The sequence below is a fragment of the Streptomyces sp. NPDC006691 genome, assembly GCF_042869955.1.
Classification (GTDB): Bacteria; Actinomycetota; Actinomycetes; order Streptomycetales; family Streptomycetaceae; genus Streptomyces.
This window is the reverse complement of sequence record NZ_JBIAGW010000019.1, coordinates 1-20,135: the sequence shown is the minus strand read 5'-3', so window position 1 is coordinate 20,135 and position 20,135 is coordinate 1. Positions and strand designations below refer to the sequence as shown.

Sequence of the window (20,135 nt, the reverse complement as noted above, 5' to 3'; positions counted from 1 at the left end):
CGCCAGCTGCTGCGAGCTATTGGCCGCGAGCTATTCGCCGTGAGCTATTCGCTGTGAGCTATTCGCTGTGCGCGACGCGACGGAACATCAGGTCGTGCACCACATGGCCCTTGTCGAGGCCCTGGCCCTCGAACCGGGTCAGTGGCCGGAACGCGGGCCGGGGCGCGTAGCCGCCGCCCTCCACGGTGTTCTCGAAGTCGGGGTGCGCGTCGAGGACTTCCAGCATCTGCTCGGCGTACTCCTCCCAGTCCGTCGCGCAGTGCAGTACGGCGCCGGGCTTCAGCCGGGTCGCGGCGAGCGAGAGGAACTCGGGCTGGATGAGGCGGCGCTTGTGGTGCCGCTTCTTGGGCCACGGGTCGGGGAAGTACACGCGGAGCCCGTCGAGGGCGTCCGGCTCCAGCATCTCGCGCAGCAGGATGATCGCGTCGCCGTTGGCCACGCGGATGTTGCTCAGGCCGTTGCGCTCGGCGAGGCCGAGGAGGTTGCCCTGGCCGGGGGTGTGGACGTCCACGGCGAGAATGCCGGTGCGGGGGTCGTCCGCGGCCATCTGCGCGGTGGCCTCGCCCATGCCGAAGCCGATCTCCAGGACGACGGGGAGGCCGTCGAACATCCGGGCCGGGTCGATCTTGTGCAGCCCGTCGATGTCGAAGCCCCACAGGGGCCAGAGGCGTTCCAGGTACTCGCCCTGGCCGGTGGTGACGCGGCTTCGGCGGGGCTGGAAGCTGCGGATGCGACGTTCGTGGTGCGAGCCCGCGGGGTCGGCGGCGGGGCCGCCGGGGAAGCGGGGCGCCTTGTCCCGGGGCAGGACCTTCTCGGTCGCCTGGGCGGGGGGCTCTGGGGTGCGGGGCTGCTCAGACACAATGCGGCCAATTCTACGGCGGCCTAGGCTTCCGCGGCGCTGGGCCCGGACCGCGCTGGTCCCTCTCGCGCGGTTCCCCGCGCCCCTGAACCCCGCCTTTGCCCGCGGACCGTGCTGGGCCGTTCGCGCAGTTCCTCGCGCCCCTGGGTATGCCGAGGCTCGACGGAGCCAGTTGGTGCCGCCCCCTGACACCTCGGCCAGAGCAGCCCCTCAGGGGTGTGGGGAGCGGCGCGGGGAGCGACTGCGGTCTGCGGACGACGAGGGTTTTGGGGCGCGGGGAACTGCGCGAGGAGCGACCGGGTTCCGCAGGTGAGAGCGATCTGAGGGGCGCGGGGAACTGCGCAAGAGGCTCGCCTCGGCGCGTGGGCAGGGCAGGGGCCCCGGAACCTGGGCCAGAGAAGGGCAGGGTTGCCAGGATCCGGGTCGCGTGGGGCGGTGCCCGGGGCAGAGCCGCGGCAGGGTTGGCGGGGCCCGGGCCCGCGGGGCCGGGGCCGGGTCAGGGGTGGGGCAGGGTGTGCAGGACGCGGGAGGCGACCTCCCGGCCGATGGGGAGGGATGCCGTCGCCGCAGGGCTCGGTGCGTTCAGGACGTGGATCGCGCGAGGCGACTCCCGGATCAGGAAGTCGTCCACCAGCGTGCCGTCCCGCAGGACCGCCTGCGCCCGAACCCCCGCGGGCGCGGCCCGCAGGTCCGCCTCGGTGACCGCGGGGAGCAGCCGCCGCACCGCCTCCGTGAAGGCCCGCTTCGACCAGGACCGGTGCAGTTCCCCGGCCCCGTACCGCCAGTGCCTGCGGGCTATCCGCCAGGTGCCGGGCCAGCCGAGCGTGCCGGCCAGCTCGGCCGGGCGGACCGTGCGCCAGTCGTAGCCCTCCCGCGCCGCGGCCGGTACCGCGTTGGGCCCGACGTGGACCGTGCCGTCGACGCCCCGGGTCAGGTGGACGCCGAGGAAGGGGAACGCCGGGTCCGGCACCGGATAGACCAGGCCCTTGACGAGGCCGGGCCGGGCCAGCTCGTAGTACTCGCCGCGGAACGGCACGATCCGCACCCCGGGGTCGTCGCCCGCGAGCCGGGCCACCCGGTCGCAGTGCAGCCCCGCGCAGTTGACCAGGGCCCGGGCGCGCAGCACCGTACCGTCGGCGGTGCGCACGGCGACGCCGAGCTCGGGGCGCCGGTCGATGCGGACGACCTCCGCGCCGTAGCGCACCTCGGCGCCGGACAGCTCGGCGAGGCGGGCCGCGACCGCCCCGTAGTCGCACACCCCCGTCGTGGAGACGTGGATCGCCGCGAGCCCGCGCACCTCCGGCTCGTACTCCGCTATCTGGGCCGGGCCCAACTCCCGTACCGGGATGCCGTTCTCACGGCCGCGCTGGACCAGGGCGTGCAGCCGCGGCAGCTCGGCGCGCTCGGTGGCCACGATCAGCTTGCCGGTGACCTCGTGCGCGATGCCGTGCCGCGCGCAGAACTCCACCATCTCGGCCGCCCCGCGCACCGCGAACCGCGCCTTGAGCGAGCCGGGCTTGTAGTAGATGCCGCTGTGGATGACCCCGCTGTTGCGCCCCGTCTGGTGCCGGGCCGGGCCGCTCTCCTTCTCCAGGACCACCACGCGCGTCCCGGGCGCGGCCTGCGTCAGGGCGTACGCCGTCGACAGACCCACGATCCCGCCGCCGACCACCAGCACGTCGCAGTCGTACGTCGTCACCCAGGCACCTCCCACCCCGGTCGCGTCTTCCCGGAGGACGGCCCCGGACCCCCTCATCACATACTGCACTGGCCCACTGACAATCCCGGTAAACGTCCGACGGCGACCCTATGCCGGGGTCACGAGCAGCGGCCTGGCCCGTTCGCGCAGCTCGGCGACGCGCGGCTCGTCCCCGTACGGCTCCAGGCGGTGCAGCAGATCGCGTACGTACTCGGTGGTACGGGCCGAGGAGATCCGGCCCGCGACCTCGACGGCCCGGGTGCCGGCCGCGCAGGCCGCGTCCAGGTTCCCCGACTCCAGCTCGGCCACCGCGCTGACCACCAGGCGCAGGCCGTGCGAGCGGACGAACTCCTCGGTGGGCCGCGAGAGGGCCTGCTCGGTGAAGCGCCGCACCTGCCGGGGCGCCTTCAGGTCGCGGTAGCACTCGGCGGCGTCCGCGGCGAAGCGGTCGTAGGAGTAGAAGCCGAGCCAGGACGGGTCGCAGTCGCCCTCGCGCGAGCGTTCCAGCCACGCCTCGGCGGCCTTCAGGGCGGCCTCGGCCGGGTGCCCGTCGCCGGCCTTGGCGTGGGCGCGTGCCTCCACGAGGCGGAAGAAGGACATGGTGCGGGCGGTGGCGAGCCCGCGGTTGCGCTCGACGGCGGCCTGCGCGAGGTCGACGCCCTCGTCGGCGAAGCCGCGGTAGGTGGCCTGGAGCGACATGGAGGCGAGCACATAGCCGCCGAGCGGCACGTCGGCCGCGGCGCGCGCGAGCCGCAGGGCCTGGATGTAGTAGCGCTGGGCGGCTTCCTGCTGGCCGGTGTCGAAGGCCATCCACCCGGCGAGCCGGGTCAGTTCGGCGGTCGCGCCGAACAGGGCACGGCCCACCTCGTCGCTGTACGAGCCGAGCAGCAGCGGGGCGGCGTCGACGCGTAAGCACTCGGGAACCATCGACGAACGCCAGTCGCCGCCGCCGTACTTGGAGTCCCAGCGGCGGGCGTCCTCGGCCGCCTCGCGAAGCTTGGCCACATCGCTGTGGCCGACTTTCAGCGGTGGCAGGTCGGTCAGGTCGGTGCTGCGGGCCACCGAGGAGTCGGCGGGCGTGATGAGCCAGCGGGACGCGGGCGTCGCGTACGCGCTGACCGCGAAGGAGCCCGCGAGGGACTGCCAGATGCCGCCGCCGGCCCGCCGCCCGGCCAGATCCAGCCGGTACAGATCGGTCGCCGAGCGCACCGCCTCCGACACGTCGCGCGGGAAGGCGAGCCCGACCTCGGGGGCCGGATCGGCGTCGGCGAGGCCGATTTCGTGCAGCGGGACGGGCCGGCCCAGCTTGGCGCCGATGGCCGCGGCTATGAGATGCGGCGCGGCGCCCTGGGGCACCATGCCCTTGGAGACCCACCGGGCCACGGAGGTCTTGTCGTAACGAAGGGTCAGGCCCCGTTGCGCGCCGAGGTCGTTGACCCGTCGCGCCAGGCCGGCATTGCTGATTCCCGCGAGGGCGAGAACGGTGCCGAGCTTCTCGTTCGGCCCGCGTTGCTCCCTGGACATGCGCCACCCCTCGACACAGACGGCGTTCCCCCGGGCGGTGTGGTGTCCGGATCGTCGGCCGCAAAAGCATGTGGCCGAGCCCTCGGGAATATGCCACCCGTGAGGAACAGCAGTAAACACAGCGTAGTTCGCCGCATCCCGACCGTTAAGAGGCGGTCTTCCGTATGGCGAGATTGTTTTCCGTACGGCCGGTTGCCGACCCCGGGGGGCGCGCCTCGGCCGCGGGACCCGTTGCGCCGGGGTGCGGCGGGAGTGGCCGCCGCCGCGCTCCCGCCGTGTGGCCGTGCGCCCGGCCGTGCGCTCTCGCCGGTCCACCAGGGGGACGCTTCCATGTGTGGTGCGTGGGTCGGCCCGCTGCATGGATCCAGTGGGCTGGGGGACACCGCCGCCTCAATCCCCGCGGGCGGCGGACCGGTCCGGGAGGCGAACAGCGCCTCCCGGACTGTGCGTTGAGGGTCTCCGGAGACGCGTGTGAGCGTTGCTCAACGGCCGGAGAATGGCCGAATATCGCCCCTCCCCCCGGGCCTCCGGACCGTCCCGTCGATCACCCGGGACCCGTCCCGTACGTCCCGAGAACGATGCCAATCGGCCACCCGCCGGGGCGAATTCACTTGTTGCGCCCGCTACCCGGGGCCCCTCGGGCGTGCCCTTGTCGTGGCAGCATGGGGCCCGGACCTCCTTCGGCCCGTACGGACCCTCCCGGCAGGGCGGCACGCGGAGGGCCGGTCCGGGGTTGTCCACGAGTTGTCCACAGCCTGTGGAGGCGCGATGCGATGGTTGGTGGGGTGGAGCAGCGTCGCCGCAAGCTTCCGCACGAACACCTACGGTACGGGCGCGTACGCGGCGGGCGGATACGGCACGGCCGGCGCCGTCGGTGAGCCCGACGAGGGCCGTACCGTCCACCCCGTCGGGGCCCAACTCCTGTGGGGCGACCCGGATCCGCTGTGGGCGGTGGGCGACTGGCGGCCCGACGAGATCCGCATCGTCAGCGTCGGCACCGACACCCGGCTCGCCGTCCTCGGCTGCTGCGCCGCCACCGACGAGGAGCTGCGCGTCGGCCTGTTCGCCGCGCGCGGGGGCGCACTGCGCCACCTCTCTGCCTGGCCCGGCAGCTATACGGCCGTCGCCCAAGTGGCCAGACGCGTCACGGTCGTTGGCGACCTGGCGGGGGCGAGACCCGTCTTCTACACCCCCTGGGCGGGCGGAACCGCCTACGGCACGGCGGCACTTCCGCTCGCCGACCTCATCGAGGCCCAGCTCGACATCGGCCACCTCGCCGCCCTGCTCGCCTGCCCCGATGTGCCCGAGGCGCTCGGCGACTCCACGCCGTACGCGGGCGTACGCCGCATCCCGCCCGGCCACGCGCTGGTCCTGCGGGAGGGCTCGCGCGAGATCACCGGGTACGAGCCGGTCGCCTCCCTCGCGGTCGCCGCGCCCCAACTGCCGCCCGCCGCCGCGGTGGACGGAGTGCGCGACGCCCTGGTGTCCGCGGTGCGGGCCAGGCTCACCGCGCCCCGGCACGCCCCCGAGACCCTGCCGCCCGACCCCGGCCCGGTCCCCGGCATGGGTCCCGCCGAGCGGCGCGCCGCCCGCGGGGGACCTGCCCCCGGCATAGGGTCCGACCTCTCCGGCGGCCCCGCATCCGCCACCCTCGCCCTGCTCGCGGCCGGTCTGCCCGGCGTACCCGGCACCGTCCTCGGCCACGGCACCGGTGCGGGCGAGCGGCTGCTGGCCGTCACCTTCAACGACCTGACCGTGCCGGGCGCGGGCCGGCAGGCGGAGCTGGAGCGGGCCGGCGCGATGGCCGCCAACCCCCGGCTGCACCACGTGGTGGTGACCGGCGACGAGGAGTCCCTGCCGTACGCGGACCTCGAAGGCCCGCTCACCGACGAGCCCGGCCCCTCCCTGATCGCGGCCCCGCGCCACCGCCGCCGCCTCCTGTCGGGCAGTGCCGACCACTTCACCGGAAGCGGCGCACGGCAGGTCCTGGACGCCCATCCAGCGCGCCTGGCCGACCTTCTGATGGACCGTCAGCGGCGGCATCTGCTGCGCCCGGCCACCGCGCTCGCCAAGGCCGGCGGCCCCTCGGCCAACTCCCTGTTCGTGCCCCTCACCGTCTACCGCGCGGCCCGCCGACTGGCCCGCACCCCCTACCGCACCGGCATCGAATCCGCGGCGGACGCCCTGCGCGAGCCCCGCTTCGACGACGGCGCGAGCCCGCTGTCGATCTCGCTCGCCGCCCTGTCCTGGACCCGTCCGGGCCCGGCCGCACGCTGGCTGACGGGGGAGGCGCTCGCCGAAGTATCGGTACGCCTGATGGCCTCGGCGACCCGCCCGGCCCCTTCGCTGCGCCCCGGCGAGGCCCGCGCGTCGGCGGCCCTCGCCCGGTACGCGGCCGATCACCGGGTCCTGGAACAGGCCGCCGAGGTGCGCAGCCAGCGCCTGCACGCCCCCTTCCTGGACAACCAGGTCGTACGGGCCTGCCGCGCCCTGCCCGAATCGCTGCGGGTCCAGCCCGGCGCCCGCGCCTCGATCCTGCGCACGGTGCTCTCGGCGTCCGGGGTGCGCGATCTGCCCCCCGGCTGGGGCACCCCCTCCCTCACCCCCTCCGCCGCCGTCGCCCGGGCCGGCCTGCGCCAGTCGGCCGATCCGCTGATCTCCCTCTTCGAAGCGCCGCTGCTCGCGGACGCGGGCCTGATCGAGGCCCGTACGGTCCGCCGGGCGGTCCGGGCGGCCGCCGCGGGTGAACCCCTTCCGCTGGACGGCCTGGCCGACCTGATCTCCACCGAACTGTGGCTGCGCCGGCTGCTGGCCCGCCGGGGTACGTGCTGGACGGGCACGGCGGCTCCCCGTCAGCGCGCGGTGGCGGGCGGAGTGGTGCCGCCCCGACGGCCGACACTGCGGTCCTGAAGCCCCGCCCCATCCGGTGTCCCGTCGGTGGGCCGGGTGCGACGCGGTGTCCCGTCGGTGGGCCGGGTGCGCGGCTCCCCGCGCGCCCGGCAGGTTGCCCGCTGGGACCGGCCCGGGGTGTCCGGCAGGTTGCCCGCAGGGAATCGGCCCCGCGCGCCCGTTAGGTTGCCCGCTGGAACCGGCCCGGGGTGCCCGGAGGAAAACGATTCACCCCTCCCGGCCAAAGCCCGTCACAATGAGCGCGTGCGGTACCTGATCCTGGGCGCCACGGAGGCGTACGACGAGCGGGGCACCGCCATATCCCTGGGCGGGCCCAGGGTGCGCGCGCTGCTGACCGCCCTGGCGTCCCGCGCCCCCCGGCCCGTCTCCGTGTCCGTGCTCATCAACGACGTATGGGCCGACGACCCGCCCCAGGACGCGCCCGCCGCCCTCCAGGCGCTGGTGGGCCGGCTGCGCCGGGCGGTCGGCCGGACGGCCGTGGAGTCGGGGCCGGGCGGATACCGGCTGCTCGCCGCGCGCCACGACATTGACCTGTACGTCTTCGAGGACCGCGCGGCCGAGGGCGCGGCCCAGCTCGCCGCGGGTGACCCGGGGGCCGCCGCCGACACCCTGCGCGCCGCCCTCGCCCTGTGGCGCGGCCCCGCCCTCGCCGACCTGCCCGAACGCGACGCGGCCCTGCGTCCCGAGGCCCAGTACCTGGCCGCCCGCCGGGGCCGCATCGAGGCGGACCTGCGGCGCGGCGCCACGAGCGGGCTGCTGCCCGAGCTGACGGAACTGCTCGGCGCCCACCCGTACGACGAGACGCTGCACGCGCAGCTCATCCGTACACTGCGCGCCGAGGGCCGCGGCGCCGAGGCGCTCGCCGCGTACGACAAGGCCCGCCGCACTCTGGCCGATGCCCTCGGCGCCGACCCCGGGCCCGAACTCACCGCCCTGCACGCCCAGTTGCTGGAGTCGGCGCCCGCGACCGGCCCCGCCGAGGCGCCTCCCCGTCCCGGCAACCTCCGCCCGCGGCTGACCTCCTTCGTCGGACGCGAGGCCGAACTCGCCGCTATTCAGGCCGACTTGACCGCCTCGCGGCTCGTCACCCTCATAGGCCCCGGTGGCACCGGCAAGACCCGCCTCGCCGAACAGGCCGCAACGGCGGCGCCCGCCGAGAGCTGGCTCGTCGAACTCGCCCCGCTCGACCAGCCCGAGGCCGTGCCCGGAGCGGTGGTCTCCGCGCTCGGACTGCGCGAGACGACGCTGCTGGCGCAGGGCGGCGCCAAGGCCGCCCTGGACGACCCGACGGCCCGGCTCGTCGAGGACCTCTCCCGCCGGCCCGACACGCTGCTCGTCCTCGACAACTGCGAGCACGTCATCGACGCCGCGGCGCACCTCGCCGAGACGCTCCTGACCCGCTGTCCCCGGCTCCGCGTACTCGCCACCAGCCGCGAACCGCTCGGCGTGCCCGGCGAGGCGGTCCGACCCGTCGAGCCGCTCGCGCCCGTCCCGGCCCACCGCCTGTTCGCCGAGCGTGCCCGCGCCGTCCGCCCCGACTTCGACCCGGACGCCGACCCCGAAGCCGTCGCCGAGATCTGCCGTCGCCTCGACGGACTGCCGCTCGCCATCGAACTGGCCGCCGCCCGGCTGCGGTTGCTCACCCCGCGTCAGATCGCGGCCCGCCTCGACGACCGCTTCCGCCTGCTCACCACCGGCAGCCGCACGGTACTGCCCAGGCAGCAGACCCTGCGAGCCGTCGTCGACTGGTCCTGGGACCTGCTCGACGAAGCCGAGCGGGACGTGCTGCGCCGCGCCTCCGTCTTCGCCGGCGGCTGGGACCTCGACGCCGCCCAGGCGGTGTGCGGCGGCCCCGACGAGCTCGCCGCCCTCGTCGAGAAGTCCCTGGTCGTCGCCGTACCCGCGGCGGACGGCACCGGCATGCGCTATCGCATGCTGGAGACCATCCACGAGTACGCCGCCGAGCGGGCCGCCGAGACCCCCGAGGCGCTGCGCGAGGCGGCCAGGGCCCACACCGCGTACTACCGCGACCTGGTCCGCCGGGCCGAACCGCTCGTCCGCTCGCACGAGCAGCTCCCCTGGATCGACCGCCTGGAGACCGAACTCGACAACGTGCGGGCCGTGTTGCGCCGCACCACGGCCGGGCCCGCCCCCGACGAGGCGGCGGCCGCCGAACTCGCCCTGGACATGGGCTGGTTCTGGTGGCTGCGCAACTACCGCAACGAGGGCGCCAACTGGTCCCGGGCCATCACGGCGCTCTCGCCTGCGCCCACCGACGAGTCGGACCCGCGCCACTGGCCGCGCCTCCACCTCGACCTGCTCCGCTTCTTCCTGCTGTCCGACTCCGACCAGCGGTCCGAATTCACCGACCCCGGGGTGCAGGAGCGCATCCTCGTACTGCGCAAGGCCTTCGAGGCAGGCGGCCCGCAGGCGGCCCGCTTCCCGGGGCTGCTGTGGCCGTTCACGACGTTCCGCACCGACACCCCCGAGATGGTGCGCACCTCCATCGAGGCGGTCGTCGCCAACTGCCGCCTCCACGGATCCGATTGGGCGGTCGGGGTGTCCCTCATGTTCCGCACCCACATGAGCATGGACGTGCCCGGCGGCATGGCGGACATCGACGACGACCTCGCCGAACTGCGCGAACTCGGGCGCCGGGTGGGCGACCGCTGGATGCGCGCCCAGGTGGCCGGGGCCGCCGCCGAGGCGGCGATGGTGCGCGGCCTCGTGGAGCCGGCCCGTACCGCCTACGAGGAGGCGCTCCAGCTGGCCCGCGAGGTGGGTGCCCACCAGGAGGCGCCCTTCCTCACCGCCCGCGTGGGTGAACTCGCCTATCGCGAAGGCGACTTGGCGGCTGCCGAGAAACACCTCCGGAACGCCGCGGCGGAGGCGGACCGCTACCGGGTGCCCGACGCGATGCCCTACGTCCACTCGGTGCTCGCCACCGTCGCGCTCGACCGGGGCGAGGTCGAAGCCGCCCGCACCCTGCACGCGCGGGCCCGCGAGTTCGCGGCGTTCGATCCCCCGCCCGCGCACTTCGTCGCGCTCCTGGACGGCCTGCGCGCCCGGATCGCCGCCGCCGACGAGGGGCCTTCGGCGGGTCTGCGCGCCATGACGGACGCGCTGCGCACGGCGCTGGACTCCGCCTGCACGGAGATGGTCCTGGCCCATCTCGCCGAGCGTGCCGCCCAGTTGCTCGGCGACCTGGACCGGCACGAAGCCGCGGTACGGGTCCTCGCGGCGGCCTCCGTCTGGCGCGGCCCGATCCCGCGGTCCCTCCCGGAACGGTCCGTCAAGGCCGCCATCACGACCCGGGCCCACCAGGCCCTCACCCCCGAGCAATACATGGAGGCCACCACCGCCCCACCCCTGACCCCCGCCGAAGCCCTGCACCTCCTGACCGAACTCGGATCCACGTAGTCCGGTCCCGGACAGTTCGGCGCCGGGTCCCTACGGGGGGTGCGGGTGGGTGCCTGCGCGCGGCTCGGCCGCGGTGGCTGCGATCGCTGGGCCGCGGCCTTCGGACGCCGGGTCGCCTACGAGGGTGCGGGCCCGTGTCCGTGCGCGGCATCGAGGTGCCGGGTCGCCCGCAGGGTCGCGGGGGAACGGTGCGAACGGCCCCCGAGCGAGCCGCACTCGACCACCACACGCGGGGATCCGGTTCCCCGGCCGGCCCCAGAGGCAGAGCGCACCCACCACGGGGGCATCCCGAGGCCGGAGCCGAAGGCACAGCCCCCTCAGTGAGCCGACCCGGGCCGCGGAGGGGCCCTAGCCGCAGCCGATCCGGGACTGGGCCCAGTCCGCGAGGGCGACCCCGCCGAACGGGCCGGCCGGCTCGACGACGAGCCGGATCGTGCGGCGGCCGGAGATGTCGGCGTGCACCGGCACCGCGGGATCGCCACCCCGCAGCACTGGCGACCGCCACAGCCTCGCCCCGTCCCCGTAGAGGGAGAACCGCACCGCCCCGAGCCCCATGGTGAGGTCGTCCACCCCCGCGTACGCGTCGTACGTACGGCACTGGCGGTTGAGGTCGATGGTCACCGAGGAGCGGCCGTGCACGGTCACCCCGTGCGCGTAGCGGTGCTCGCCCACGCTCATGCCGGAGCGCTGCCACAGCCAGCTGGACCCGCCCAGCCGCACCTCGGGCTTGGTGCCGTCGCCGAGGATGCCGTAGTCCAGGCGGTTCACCTGGAACACCGTCGGCGCGGGCGGGGGCGGGGGAGGCGTCGGCCGGGGCGGGGTCGGCTTCGGCGGCGCCGGCCGGGGCGGCACGGGCGCCGGACGCGTCGGCTTCGGCGGGGTCGGCCGGGCGGCCGGCTTCTTCGGCGGGGGCGAGGGGGCGGGCGCGGGCGGCACCGGCGCCGGCGCCGAGGGCGGTGACGGACTCGGGGGCGGCGGCTTCTGCGGAGCGACGGGCGCCACCGCGGGCGGCTTCGCGTCCGGCTTCGGCGGCGCCGAGTCGTTGCCGGTCAGCGCGAACACCACCCCCGCCGCCACCGCGACGGCCACCGCCGCCGCGATACCGGCCTTGGCCGGGGCGCCCAGCCCCTCCGAGGCCGCCGCACCTCCGGCCGCACCCCCCGCCGCACCGCCGGACGAGCCACCCGTCGCCGCGGCCGCCGCACCGGCGCCCGCGGCCCCGGCGGCACCGCCCGCGACGACCCCGGCCGCCTTGAGCGAGAACCCGGCGGCGAACCAGCCGATGACCGCGACCGGAAGCAGCGCGGGAATCCCGGCGTTGACGTCCTTGAGCTCGACGACCGCGACCCGGCACTTGGCGCACTCGTCCAGGTGCTTGCTGAGCCCGCGCTCGGCCCGCATCCGCAGGCCGCCGCGCGCATAGGCGCCGAGCCGGTCCGCGTAGCGCGCGCAGTCCCCGCCGGAGGTGAGCGCGCTGGAGACATGGGCCTGGAGATAGGCCTGCTTGAGTCCTTCACGGGCCCGACTGGCCAGCACCGCCGTCGCGTTGGCGGTCAGCCCGAACAGCGGCGCGATCTCGCTCGGGGACTCCTCCTCGACGGTGGTGTGCCACAGCACCGCCTGCCAGCGCTCGGGCAGCGAGCGGAACGCCTGCATGGCGAGCGTCTGCTCGGCCTCGTGCATGGCCCGCACATCGGCGCCCAGGTCGATGGTGTCGTCGTCGGACACCTCGGACGACCGCGCCGACTGCTGCGCGAACACCGCGAAGTCGTCGACCAGTTGCTCCCGCTTGGCGGTCCTCGTCCACGAGGCCGCGACCCGGCGCACGGTGGTCATCAGATAGGCCCGCACGGCCTGTTCGGGCCCGGCTCCGCCGCGGACCGCCTGGAGCGTGCGCGCGAAGACCTCCGCCGTCAGGTCGTCCGCGGTGTGCGCGTCACGGCAGCAGCTGCGGGCATAGCGCCGCACGGCCTCCGAGTGCCGCCGGAACAGCTGCTCGTACGCACTGTCGTCACCGGCCCGCATCGCGTGGATGAGGTCCGCGTCGGACTGGCCGGCCTCGGCGAGGTCGAGCGTCATGCCGTCGCGAAGCCCGCCCTCGCGCTGCGACGGCACGCTCGCGCCGGGCTCGCCGACCCCGTCCATCGGCCCCCAGGGGCCGGGCAGTACGGTCCCGCCGGGCTCGTTCACGCCCGGCTCGCTCACCCCGAGCTCGTTCACGCCGAACTCGGACGCACCCAGGTGCTCGGAACCGGAACCGGTGACGTTCTGCCCCGGCACCGACGCGGAGCCGCCCGGCACGGCTTTGCCGGGACCGCCCTGGCTCGGCACCTGGCGCGGCGGACGACCACCCCCGGGGCCGCCCGATTCGGGGCCGCCGCCGTCCGAGAGTGACTCGTCCCGCTCTTCAACGCCCATAGCGGAAGCTCCCGTAAGCACGCCCAGACCCGACCACCGGGCAAGCCTGCCACAGAGCGCAAGCGGAGCCGAGTGTCAGACCCGGCAACCACTCATCCGGGGACACTTACCGCACCCGAGCACTAGCCGTCACTCTTTCGGGGAAGGCTGCCAGGCTCGGTCGAGGTCGTCCGTCGGGTTTCAACCCGCCTGACGCGTACGCGAGTTGACCGTCAGGACGGGCGTGAGCGAAGCCCCTCCAGGAGGATGTCGAGCAACCGCGCCGAGGCCGCCGCCTGTTGGGCGGCGTCCGGCAGCGAGGGCGCCGCCGTGGCTATCACCAGGAGCACATCGGCCACGGTCACATCGACGCGCAGCGCACCCGCCGCACGGGCCCGGTCCACCAACTGCCCCACCACGTCGAGCAGCTCGGCCGCTCCCGCGTCGTCCAGCTCCGGCTCGGACGCCGCCCGCTGCTCGACGACCCGGCCCCAGCCGGCGCCCTGATCGGCCGTGCCGACCTGACGCTGCTGCGGCACCCGCGCCTCGTCGAGGCCGTCGCGTACGCCGTCGGCCCGCGGCCCGTCAACGCGCAGTCCGTCGGCCCGCAGCCCATCGACACGGGACAGCCCATCCACCCGGGGCCCGTCGGCTCGCGGGACATCCGTCCGGGGGCCGTCCGTCCGGAAGCCGTCCGTCCGGGGTGCCTCCGGACGTACGCCCTCGGGGCGCACCTCGTCGGACTGCTCGGCGTCCCTGCCGACCCGCAGCACCTGGGGCGGAAGCAGCCTTCCGGCGCCCGAGGCCACCGAGGTGCGCAAGAAGCGGGAGAGCGCCGACCAGGGCTCGTCCTCCTGGCCGAGGGCCGTGCGGGCCTGGTCCGTCAGGCGCGCCGTCTCCTCCTCGGCTATCCGCCGCACCAGGACGTCCTTGCTGGGGAAGCGCCGGTAGACCGTGCCCACCCCGACCCTGGCCCGGCGCGCCACGTCCTCCATCGGCGCCCCGTAGCCGAGCTCGCCGAACACCTCGCGCGCCGCGCGCAGTACGTGCTCAAGGTTGCGCTGGGCATCCACCCGCAACGGCGCGGAACGCGATCCGCCGCCGCTCGGACCCGTACCCACGCGACCGTTGCCGTCGGACGCCGCGACGGCGGTCTGCCAATGAGAGTCCTGAATGTGCATTTATCCCCCGGTATTAACGTCTCCCCCCGGAGACTCCCCGCCCCTGACAGCCGAGACCCGGTCATCACCCGGCACCTCGACGGAATACGAACATAGTTGAGCCGGACTCAATTCAGAAGAGGTTCCTCCGCACGGTGTGCCCCCCGATCGGACCAAAGACCGAAACCTGACCGAATCGGGCCCGCCCCAGCACGTGTCACTCACCCCTTGACCTGCGGATCTGTCCTCACCCTTGCGAGAAGTCGCCACCCGCCCCAGCAGCACCCTCCAGTCACACAATTTGTCGGGGCTGTGGACAAAGCCCGAGGCCCGTTGCGTCATGGGGTGGTGACAGAACCTGTGCGCATTCTCGTGGTCGGCGGCGGATACGTCGGGATGTACACGGCGCTGCGCCTGCAACGGCGGCTCACGGCAGAGCTGCGGAGCGGGGCGGCCGAGATCACCGTGGTGGCCCCGGACCCGTATATGACGTACCAGCCGTTCCTGCCCGAGGCGGCGGCCGGAAGCATCTCCCCGCGCCATGTCGTGGTGCCGCTGCGCCGGGTCCTGGACCGGTGCCGGATCGTCATCGGCGAGGCCGGCCGCGTCGACCACGCGCGGCGCACCGCGACCGTCACCACCCTCGCCTCGCCCGAGGACGGCACCGGCACCATCCAGCTGGCGTACGACGAACTCGTCCTCGCGCCCGGCTCGGTCTCGCGCACCCTGCCGGTCCCCGGCCTCGCCGACCACGCCATCGGCTTCAAGACCGTCGAGGAGGCCATCGGCCTGCGCAACCACGTCATCGAGCAGATGGACATCGCCTCGTCGACACGCGACCCGGCCATCCGCGACGCGGCCCTGACCTTCGTGTTCGTCGGCGGCGGCTACGCGGGCGTGGAAGCGCTCGCCGAGCTGGAGGACATGGCCCGCTACACCGCGCGGTACTACCACAACATCCGCCCCGAGGACCTGAAGTGGATCCTCGTCGAGGCCAGCGACCGGATCCTGCCCGAGGTCGGCGAGGAGATGGGCCGGTACGCGATCCGCGAGCTGCGCGCCCGCAACATCGACGTACGCCTGCGGACCCGGCTCGACAGCTGCGAGCACCGGGTCGCGGTCCTCAGCGACGGCGCGCGCTTCCCCACCCGGACCGTCGTGTGGACGGCGGGCGTCAAGCCCGCCCCCGTCCTCGCCGCCACCGATCTGCCCCTGACCGAACGCGGCCGGATCGAGTGCACCGCCGAACTGCGCGTCGCCGGCACCGAACACGCCTGGGCGGCCGGCGACGCGGCCGCCGTCCCCGACCTCACCTCGGACGAGAAGGGCAAGGAGTGCGCGCCCAACGCGCAGCACGCCGTGCGCCAGGCGAAGGTGCTCGCCGAGAACATCGCGTCGGCGGTGCGGGGCGGCGAGCTCAAGGAGTACCGGCACAAGTACGTCGGCTCGGTCGCCTCCCTCGGCCTGCACAAGGGCGTCGCCCATGTCTACGGCCGCAGACTCAAGGGCTACCCGGCCTGGTTCATGCACCGCGCTTACCACTTGAGCCGCGTCCCCACCTTCAACCGCAAGGCCCGGGTGCTCGCCGAATGGACCCTCGCCGGGCTCTTCAAACGGGAGATCGTCTCGCTCGGCTCGCTGGAGCACCCGCGGGCCGAGTTCGAGATCGCCGCGGGCGGCGGCCTGCCCGCGAAGGGCCCGTCGCCCCACGACGACTGACGGTTGTCAGTGCGGTCCGTCACACTGGACGTGTGACCATAGGTGGGCCCACACCTGCACAGAGTGATCCCGCGACCGACCCAGCACCGCACCAGGACCGGCACCACACCACCGGCGGCACAGCCCCCGCGGCCGGCACCGGCAGCACAGCACCCGCAGCAACACACGAGGCTTGGAACACCGTGAACTTCACGCGTTGGAGCGCCCGGCTCCCCGGTACGCAGCGCCGCGCCGCAGCACGGACCGACCGGGGCTCCGTGCCCGCCGCCCGCGGCGAATCCGGGCCGCAGCCGCAGCCCTGGCCGGACGACACGGCCGAGCCCCCGGTCCTGGACGACCTCTCCGTGCGGGACGTCCTGGGCCAGCTCCCCGCCCTGGTCGCGCTCCTGCACGGTCCCGAACACCGCATCGCGTACGTCAACGACGCCTACGCCGCGGCCTTCGGCCACCGCCCGCTCGGCGCCCCGGCCGCCAAGGCGCTGCCCGAGCTCGACGAGCTCGGCCTGCTCCCGCTGATGGACCAGGTGCTGCGCAGCGGCAAGCCCCGTACGGTCAAGTCCCGCAAGACCCGGGCCGCCGGGTCGTACACGGTGACGTGCACCCCGGTGGAGGTCCCCGGCCACGCCGAAGGCGGCGTGCTCGTCTTCGCCGCCGACGTCACCGATCACGCCGAGGCCGCCGAGCGGCTGCGCACCAGCGAGCGCCGCCACCGCGAGACCGCCGTCACCCTCCAGCGCTCCCTGCTCCCGCAGGAGCTGGAGCAGCCCGACGACCTGCGGGTGGCCGCCACCTACCAGCCCGGCGGCACGGACGCGGCGGTCGGCGGCGACTGGTACGACGTGATCACCCTGGGCGCGGGACGCACGGCGCTCGTCATCGGCGACGTGATGGGCCGCGGCGTGCGCGCCGCCGCCGTGATGGGCCAACTCCGCACCGCGGTGCGGGCGTACGCGCGCCTCGACCTGCCCCCGCACGAGGTGCTCCAGCTCCTGGACGGCCTGGCCGCCGAGATCGACGCCAGCCAGATCGCCACCTGCGTCTACGCCGTGCACGACCCCAACGAGGGCCGCCTGGTGTACGCGTCGGCGGGCCACCTGCCCGTTCTGGTACGCCATGAGGACGGCACCGTCCACCGCGCCGAGGATCCGACGGGCCCGCCGCTCGGCACCGGCGGCTGGCTGCACACCTCGGGCACGATCGCCCTGCCGCCGGGCGCCACCGCAGTCCTCTACACGGACGGCCTGGTCGAGCGGCGCCGGGAGGACATCGACGAGGGCGTGGCCGCCCTGGAGCGCGCGCTGTCCGGCGCGGTCGGCACCCCGCAGGTGGTGTGCGACCGGCTGCTGCGCTCGCTCGGCGTCACGGCCGAACACGACGACGACGTCGCGGTCCTGGTCTGCCAGCACCCCGCCCGTACGGGCCCGGCCGCCGAGCTCTTCCACAACGCGGCCCTCGACCTGCTCGGCGGCATCGAAGCGGCCCCGCGCGCCCGGGCGTTCGCCTCGGGCGTGCTCGCCTCCTGGCGCTTCCCGGTGGAGCTGCGCGACCTGGGCGTGCTGGCCGCGAGCGAGCTGGTGGCCAACTCGCTCCAGCACGGCACCCCGCCGATGCGCCTGCGGCTCCGCCGCACCGACCGCCGCCTGATCATCGAGGTGACGGACGGCGACGACCACCTGCCGAGGCGCCGCCGCGCCGAGCCCGGGGACGAAGCAGGACGAGGCATCTCGATCGTCGCGACGATCGCCTCGTCCTGGGGTTCGCGCCGCACTCCGGGCGGCGGCAAAGCGGTGTGGTGCGAGTTCGCGCTGCCGGGCAGGCCCTGAGGCCTGCCGGGACGCTTCGGCCGTGGCCGACGATCCACGAGCGATACGCCCACGGGGAGACGGACGGCGGCTGCGGAAGCGCTCTCGCTCCGGGCGCGGGCCCGCCGGGGAGCCGAGCCGCATCGACTGCGGCCGGCTCCGACGGGCGGGCCCCGGCCGGGTCAGGCGTTGGCGGGTGCCTGCTCCGGCAGGTGCACCGCGACCACGCGCGAGCCGCTCGCGAGCATCGGATGGTCCTGCGCGAGCGTGAGCTTCTTGCCGAGCCGCAGCGCGAGGAAGGTGATCCCGAGCGAGAACAGCACGAACGTCACGATGTACGGGCCGTGCAGCGCGGCCCCCATCGGCCCGCCGACCGCCGGACCGACGGCCAGCGCGAGCTGCTTGACCAGTGCGAACGCCGAGTTGTACTGCCCGACCATCGACTCCGGCGCGAGATCGGCGACGAGCGGCGCCACGGTCGGCGACAGCATCGCTTCGCCGAGCCCGAACAGGGCGTACGTCGAGACGAAGGCGGCCGTCGCCATCGCCTGGCTGCCGTGCCCGAGCCCGGCGTAACCGGCCGCGATCCACGCCACGGCCCAGATCAGACCGACGGACGCGATGACACGGCTGCGGCGCCGGCGCTCCACGAACTTCAGCACCAGGAACTGCGCGACCACGATGACGGCCGTGTTGGCGGCCAGCGCGAGGCCGAGCGTCGAGGGCTGGATCCCCGCGGCCTCGGTGCCGTACGCGGCGAGCCCGGACTCGAACTGGCCGTAGCAGGCGAAGAACACCACGAAGCCGAGCACACACAGCTGCACCATCGCCCGGTGCCCGAGGATCGCCCGGATCCCGCCGCCGGCGTCCTGCTCACCCTTGGGACGCGCGTCCGGAACGGCGACCGCGCGCGGCATGCGCACGGACGCGGCGACTCCGGCGAGCACCAGGAACATCGCGGCCTCGATGGAGAACAGCAGGATGAAGGTGTCCGGGCGGTTCTTGTCGACGATCTGGCCGCCGATGAGCCCGCCGATGCCGAGCCCGAGATTCTGCAGGAAGAACTGCATGGCGAAGGCGCGGGTGCGGGTCGCGGGACCGGAGCACCAGACGATCATCGTCGCGAGCGCGGGCTGCATCACGGCGGTGCCGGCGCCGAGCAGCGCGGCCGAGGCCACGGCGGCGGGCACGCTGGAGGCGAAGCCCATGCTCAGCGCGCCGACGGAGGCGAGCAGCGCCGCGCCCACCAGCACCGGCAGCGGCCCGCGCCGGTCGATGACGCGACCGGTGAAGGGGAGCACCACGAGCGCGGCCATGGCGAAGACGGCGAGCACGACACCGGCCGTCGTCGCACCGAGGTCTCGCACCTGGGCCACATAGACATAGAGGTACGGAACGGTGAATCCGAGTCCGAACGCGCTCAGCGCGTTACCTGCCTGGATCCGGCGCATCGCTGCACCCATCGCCTTGGTCACACTCACCACCTTGGGGGTCTGGAAGCTTGGAGAACCTGGGGCGCCCGGGGACGTGAGCCGCTGGGCTCGAACGTGAAGGGCTCAGATCTGAAGACTTCAACACTAAAGTTAGAGCCTTAACAATACACACTCAAGGACTTAGACGCCAACGAACCCCGTGCCATACTCGCGACATGGCTGAGACCCCCGAGCCCGCCGAGCCCGACGGCCCACAGGAGCCGACCCTCGACGAGCAGATCGCCGCGTACCAGCGGGAGTACCGCGACCTCGACCCCCAGGTCGAAAAGGTCGTGTCGGCCCTGGGCCGCCTCAACCGCCGGATGAACGTCGCGTACGGCCGCCAGGTCGCCGCGCTCGGCATCAGCAACGCCGAGTGGGAGGTCCTCAAGACCCTGCTGCTCGCGGGCGAGCCCTACCGTCTGGGCCCCGGCGAACTCGCCAAGCGCCTCGGCCTCACCCCGGCCGCGATGACCCACCGCATCGACCGCATGGCCGGCGAGGGCCTGGTCACGCGCGACCGGGACGAGAACAACCGGGTGCGCGTCATCGTCGAGCTGACGGACGAGGGCCGGACGAAGTGGCTGGAGGCCATGCGTATGGCCAGCGACTTCGAGGAGGAGCTCCTCCAGGACCTCTCCCCGCAGGAGCGCGGCGTCCTGGGCGAGATGCTGATCCGCCTGCTCCGCAGGGTCGAGCACGCCCAGCCGGACGCGGGCGGCCGGCTCACCGACCTCGACTGAGACGTTCAGCGAGGGGGCGGGGAGGGTGACGGGCCCCGCGACGGAGACCCGGTGAAAAACCAGTGGACAGGAGCCGGGGCCGGGGTTGACACGGGCCGTCCCGATCCGTAAAGTTCTTCGGGTTGCCACGGAGCCGTATCGGTTCTGCGACAACCATCCGCCGCAGATTCTGCGGCACCCCAACTCAGCACGATCTCCCGACCGGGAATGTTTTCGGCATGCCGAATTCATTTCGATGGGGACCGGAAGCCCCGATTACGGGTTGCCGGGAAAATCCGCTAGGGTTCGGGAGTCGGAACGGCCCAACGGCCGTGAAGACAAGCCGACTTGGCCCCGGGAGACCGGGAATCGGGCCCGAAAGGATCTGATAGAGTCGGAGCCGCCGGAAAGGGAAACCCGAGAGGGAGAACCTGAAAGGCACCGAGGAAAT

General features: G+C 74.1%; 11 protein-coding genes. 5 read left to right on the top strand and 6 right to left on the bottom strand.

Annotation, left to right across the window (positions count from 1 at the left end; all coding sequences use genetic code 11):
- Window positions 1-58: 58 nt before the first annotated feature.
- The 3 genes from trmB to ACFYNP_RS30700 form a co-directional block, all read right to left on the bottom strand.
- Window positions 59-805, bottom strand: coding sequence for a tRNA (guanosine(46)-N7)-methyltransferase TrmB (trmB, locus tag ACFYNP_RS30710; protein WP_388790266.1), 747 nt, complete (start codon window positions 803-805; stop codon window positions 59-61).
- 550 nt (window positions 806-1,355) lie between these two features.
- Window positions 1,356-2,615: an L-2-hydroxyglutarate oxidase gene (gene lhgO, locus ACFYNP_RS30705; protein WP_388418812.1), complete on the bottom strand. Its 1,260-nt coding sequence runs from the start codon at window positions 2,613-2,615 to the stop codon at window positions 1,356-1,358.
- Between the two features lie 51 nt (window positions 2,616-2,666).
- Window positions 2,667-4,082, bottom strand: coding sequence for an MFS transporter (locus ACFYNP_RS30700; protein WP_100579725.1), 1,416 nt, complete (start codon window positions 4,080-4,082; stop codon window positions 2,667-2,669).
- 768 nt (window positions 4,083-4,850) lie between these two features.
- On the opposite strand from ACFYNP_RS30700, the gene ACFYNP_RS30695 reads away from it, so the two are divergent.
- Window positions 4,851-6,992, top strand: coding sequence for an asparagine synthase-related protein (locus ACFYNP_RS30695; protein WP_388418808.1), 2,142 nt, complete (start codon window positions 4,851-4,853; stop codon window positions 6,990-6,992).
- A gap of 243 nt (window positions 6,993-7,235) precedes the next feature.
- Window positions 7,236-10,412 (top strand): BTAD domain-containing putative transcriptional regulator, encoded by a 3,177-nt coding sequence (locus ACFYNP_RS30690; RefSeq protein WP_388790063.1) that lies wholly within the window; start codon window positions 7,236-7,238, stop codon window positions 10,410-10,412.
- 348 nt (window positions 10,413-10,760) lie between these two features.
- Here the strand turns inward: ACFYNP_RS30690 and ACFYNP_RS30685 are convergent, their stop codons facing one another.
- Entirely contained in the window at window positions 10,761-12,830 is a 2,070-nt protein-coding gene (locus ACFYNP_RS30685) for a sigma-70 family RNA polymerase sigma factor (RefSeq protein ID WP_388790059.1), read from the bottom strand.
- A gap of 212 nt (window positions 12,831-13,042) precedes the next feature.
- A complete protein-coding gene (locus tag ACFYNP_RS30680; RefSeq protein ID WP_388790057.1) occupies window positions 13,043-13,990 on the bottom strand; it encodes a TetR/AcrR family transcriptional regulator in 948 nt (315 codons plus the stop codon).
- A 324-nt stretch (window positions 13,991-14,314) separates the two neighbouring features.
- Between ACFYNP_RS30680 and ACFYNP_RS30675 the strand changes: the two genes are divergently transcribed.
- The gene (locus ACFYNP_RS30675) at window positions 14,315-15,688 is read left to right on the top strand and encodes an NAD(P)/FAD-dependent oxidoreductase (protein WP_388790054.1); all 1,374 of its coding nucleotides are present in this window, start codon (window positions 14,315-14,317) and stop codon (window positions 15,686-15,688) included.
- A gap of 182 nt (window positions 15,689-15,870) precedes the next feature.
- Window positions 15,871-17,511, top strand: a complete 1,641-nt coding sequence (locus ACFYNP_RS30670; RefSeq protein WP_388418796.1) for a SpoIIE family protein phosphatase — start codon at window positions 15,871-15,873, stop codon at window positions 17,509-17,511.
- Between the two features lie 161 nt (window positions 17,512-17,672).
- Here the strand turns inward: ACFYNP_RS30670 and ACFYNP_RS30665 are convergent, their stop codons facing one another.
- A complete protein-coding gene (locus tag ACFYNP_RS30665; protein ID WP_388790263.1) occupies window positions 17,673-18,953 on the bottom strand; it encodes an MFS transporter in 1,281 nt (426 codons plus the stop codon).
- A gap of 185 nt (window positions 18,954-19,138) precedes the next feature.
- Between ACFYNP_RS30665 and ACFYNP_RS30660 the strand changes: the two genes are divergently transcribed.
- Window positions 19,139-19,705 (top strand): MarR family winged helix-turn-helix transcriptional regulator, encoded by a 567-nt coding sequence (locus ACFYNP_RS30660; RefSeq protein ID WP_388418793.1) that lies wholly within the window; start codon window positions 19,139-19,141, stop codon window positions 19,703-19,705.
- Window positions 19,706-20,135 lie beyond the last annotated feature (430 nt).

Coding starts and splice junctions, on each gene's coding strand:
- lhgO (WP_388418812.1), bottom strand. CDS start 2,615: ATGAGGGGGTCCGGGGCCGTCCTCCGGGAAGACGCGACCGGGGTGGGA.
- ACFYNP_RS30700 (WP_100579725.1), bottom strand. CDS start 4,082: ATGTCCAGGGAGCAACGCGGGCCGAACGAGAAGCTCGGCACCGTTCTC.
- ACFYNP_RS30695 (WP_388418808.1), top strand. CDS start 4,851: ATGCGATGGTTGGTGGGGTGGAGCAGCGTCGCCGCAAGCTTCCGCACG.
- ACFYNP_RS30685 (WP_388790059.1), bottom strand. CDS start 12,830: ATGGGCGTTGAAGAGCGGGACGAGTCACTCTCGGACGGCGGCGGCCCC.
- ACFYNP_RS30680 (WP_388790057.1), bottom strand. CDS start 13,990: ATGCACATTCAGGACTCTCATTGGCAGACCGCCGTCGCGGCGTCCGAC.
- ACFYNP_RS30665 (WP_388790263.1), bottom strand. CDS start 18,953: ATGGGTGCAGCGATGCGCCGGATCCAGGCAGGTAACGCGCTGAGCGCG.
- ACFYNP_RS30660 (WP_388418793.1), top strand. CDS start 19,139: ATGGCTGAGACCCCCGAGCCCGCCGAGCCCGACGGCCCACAGGAGCCG.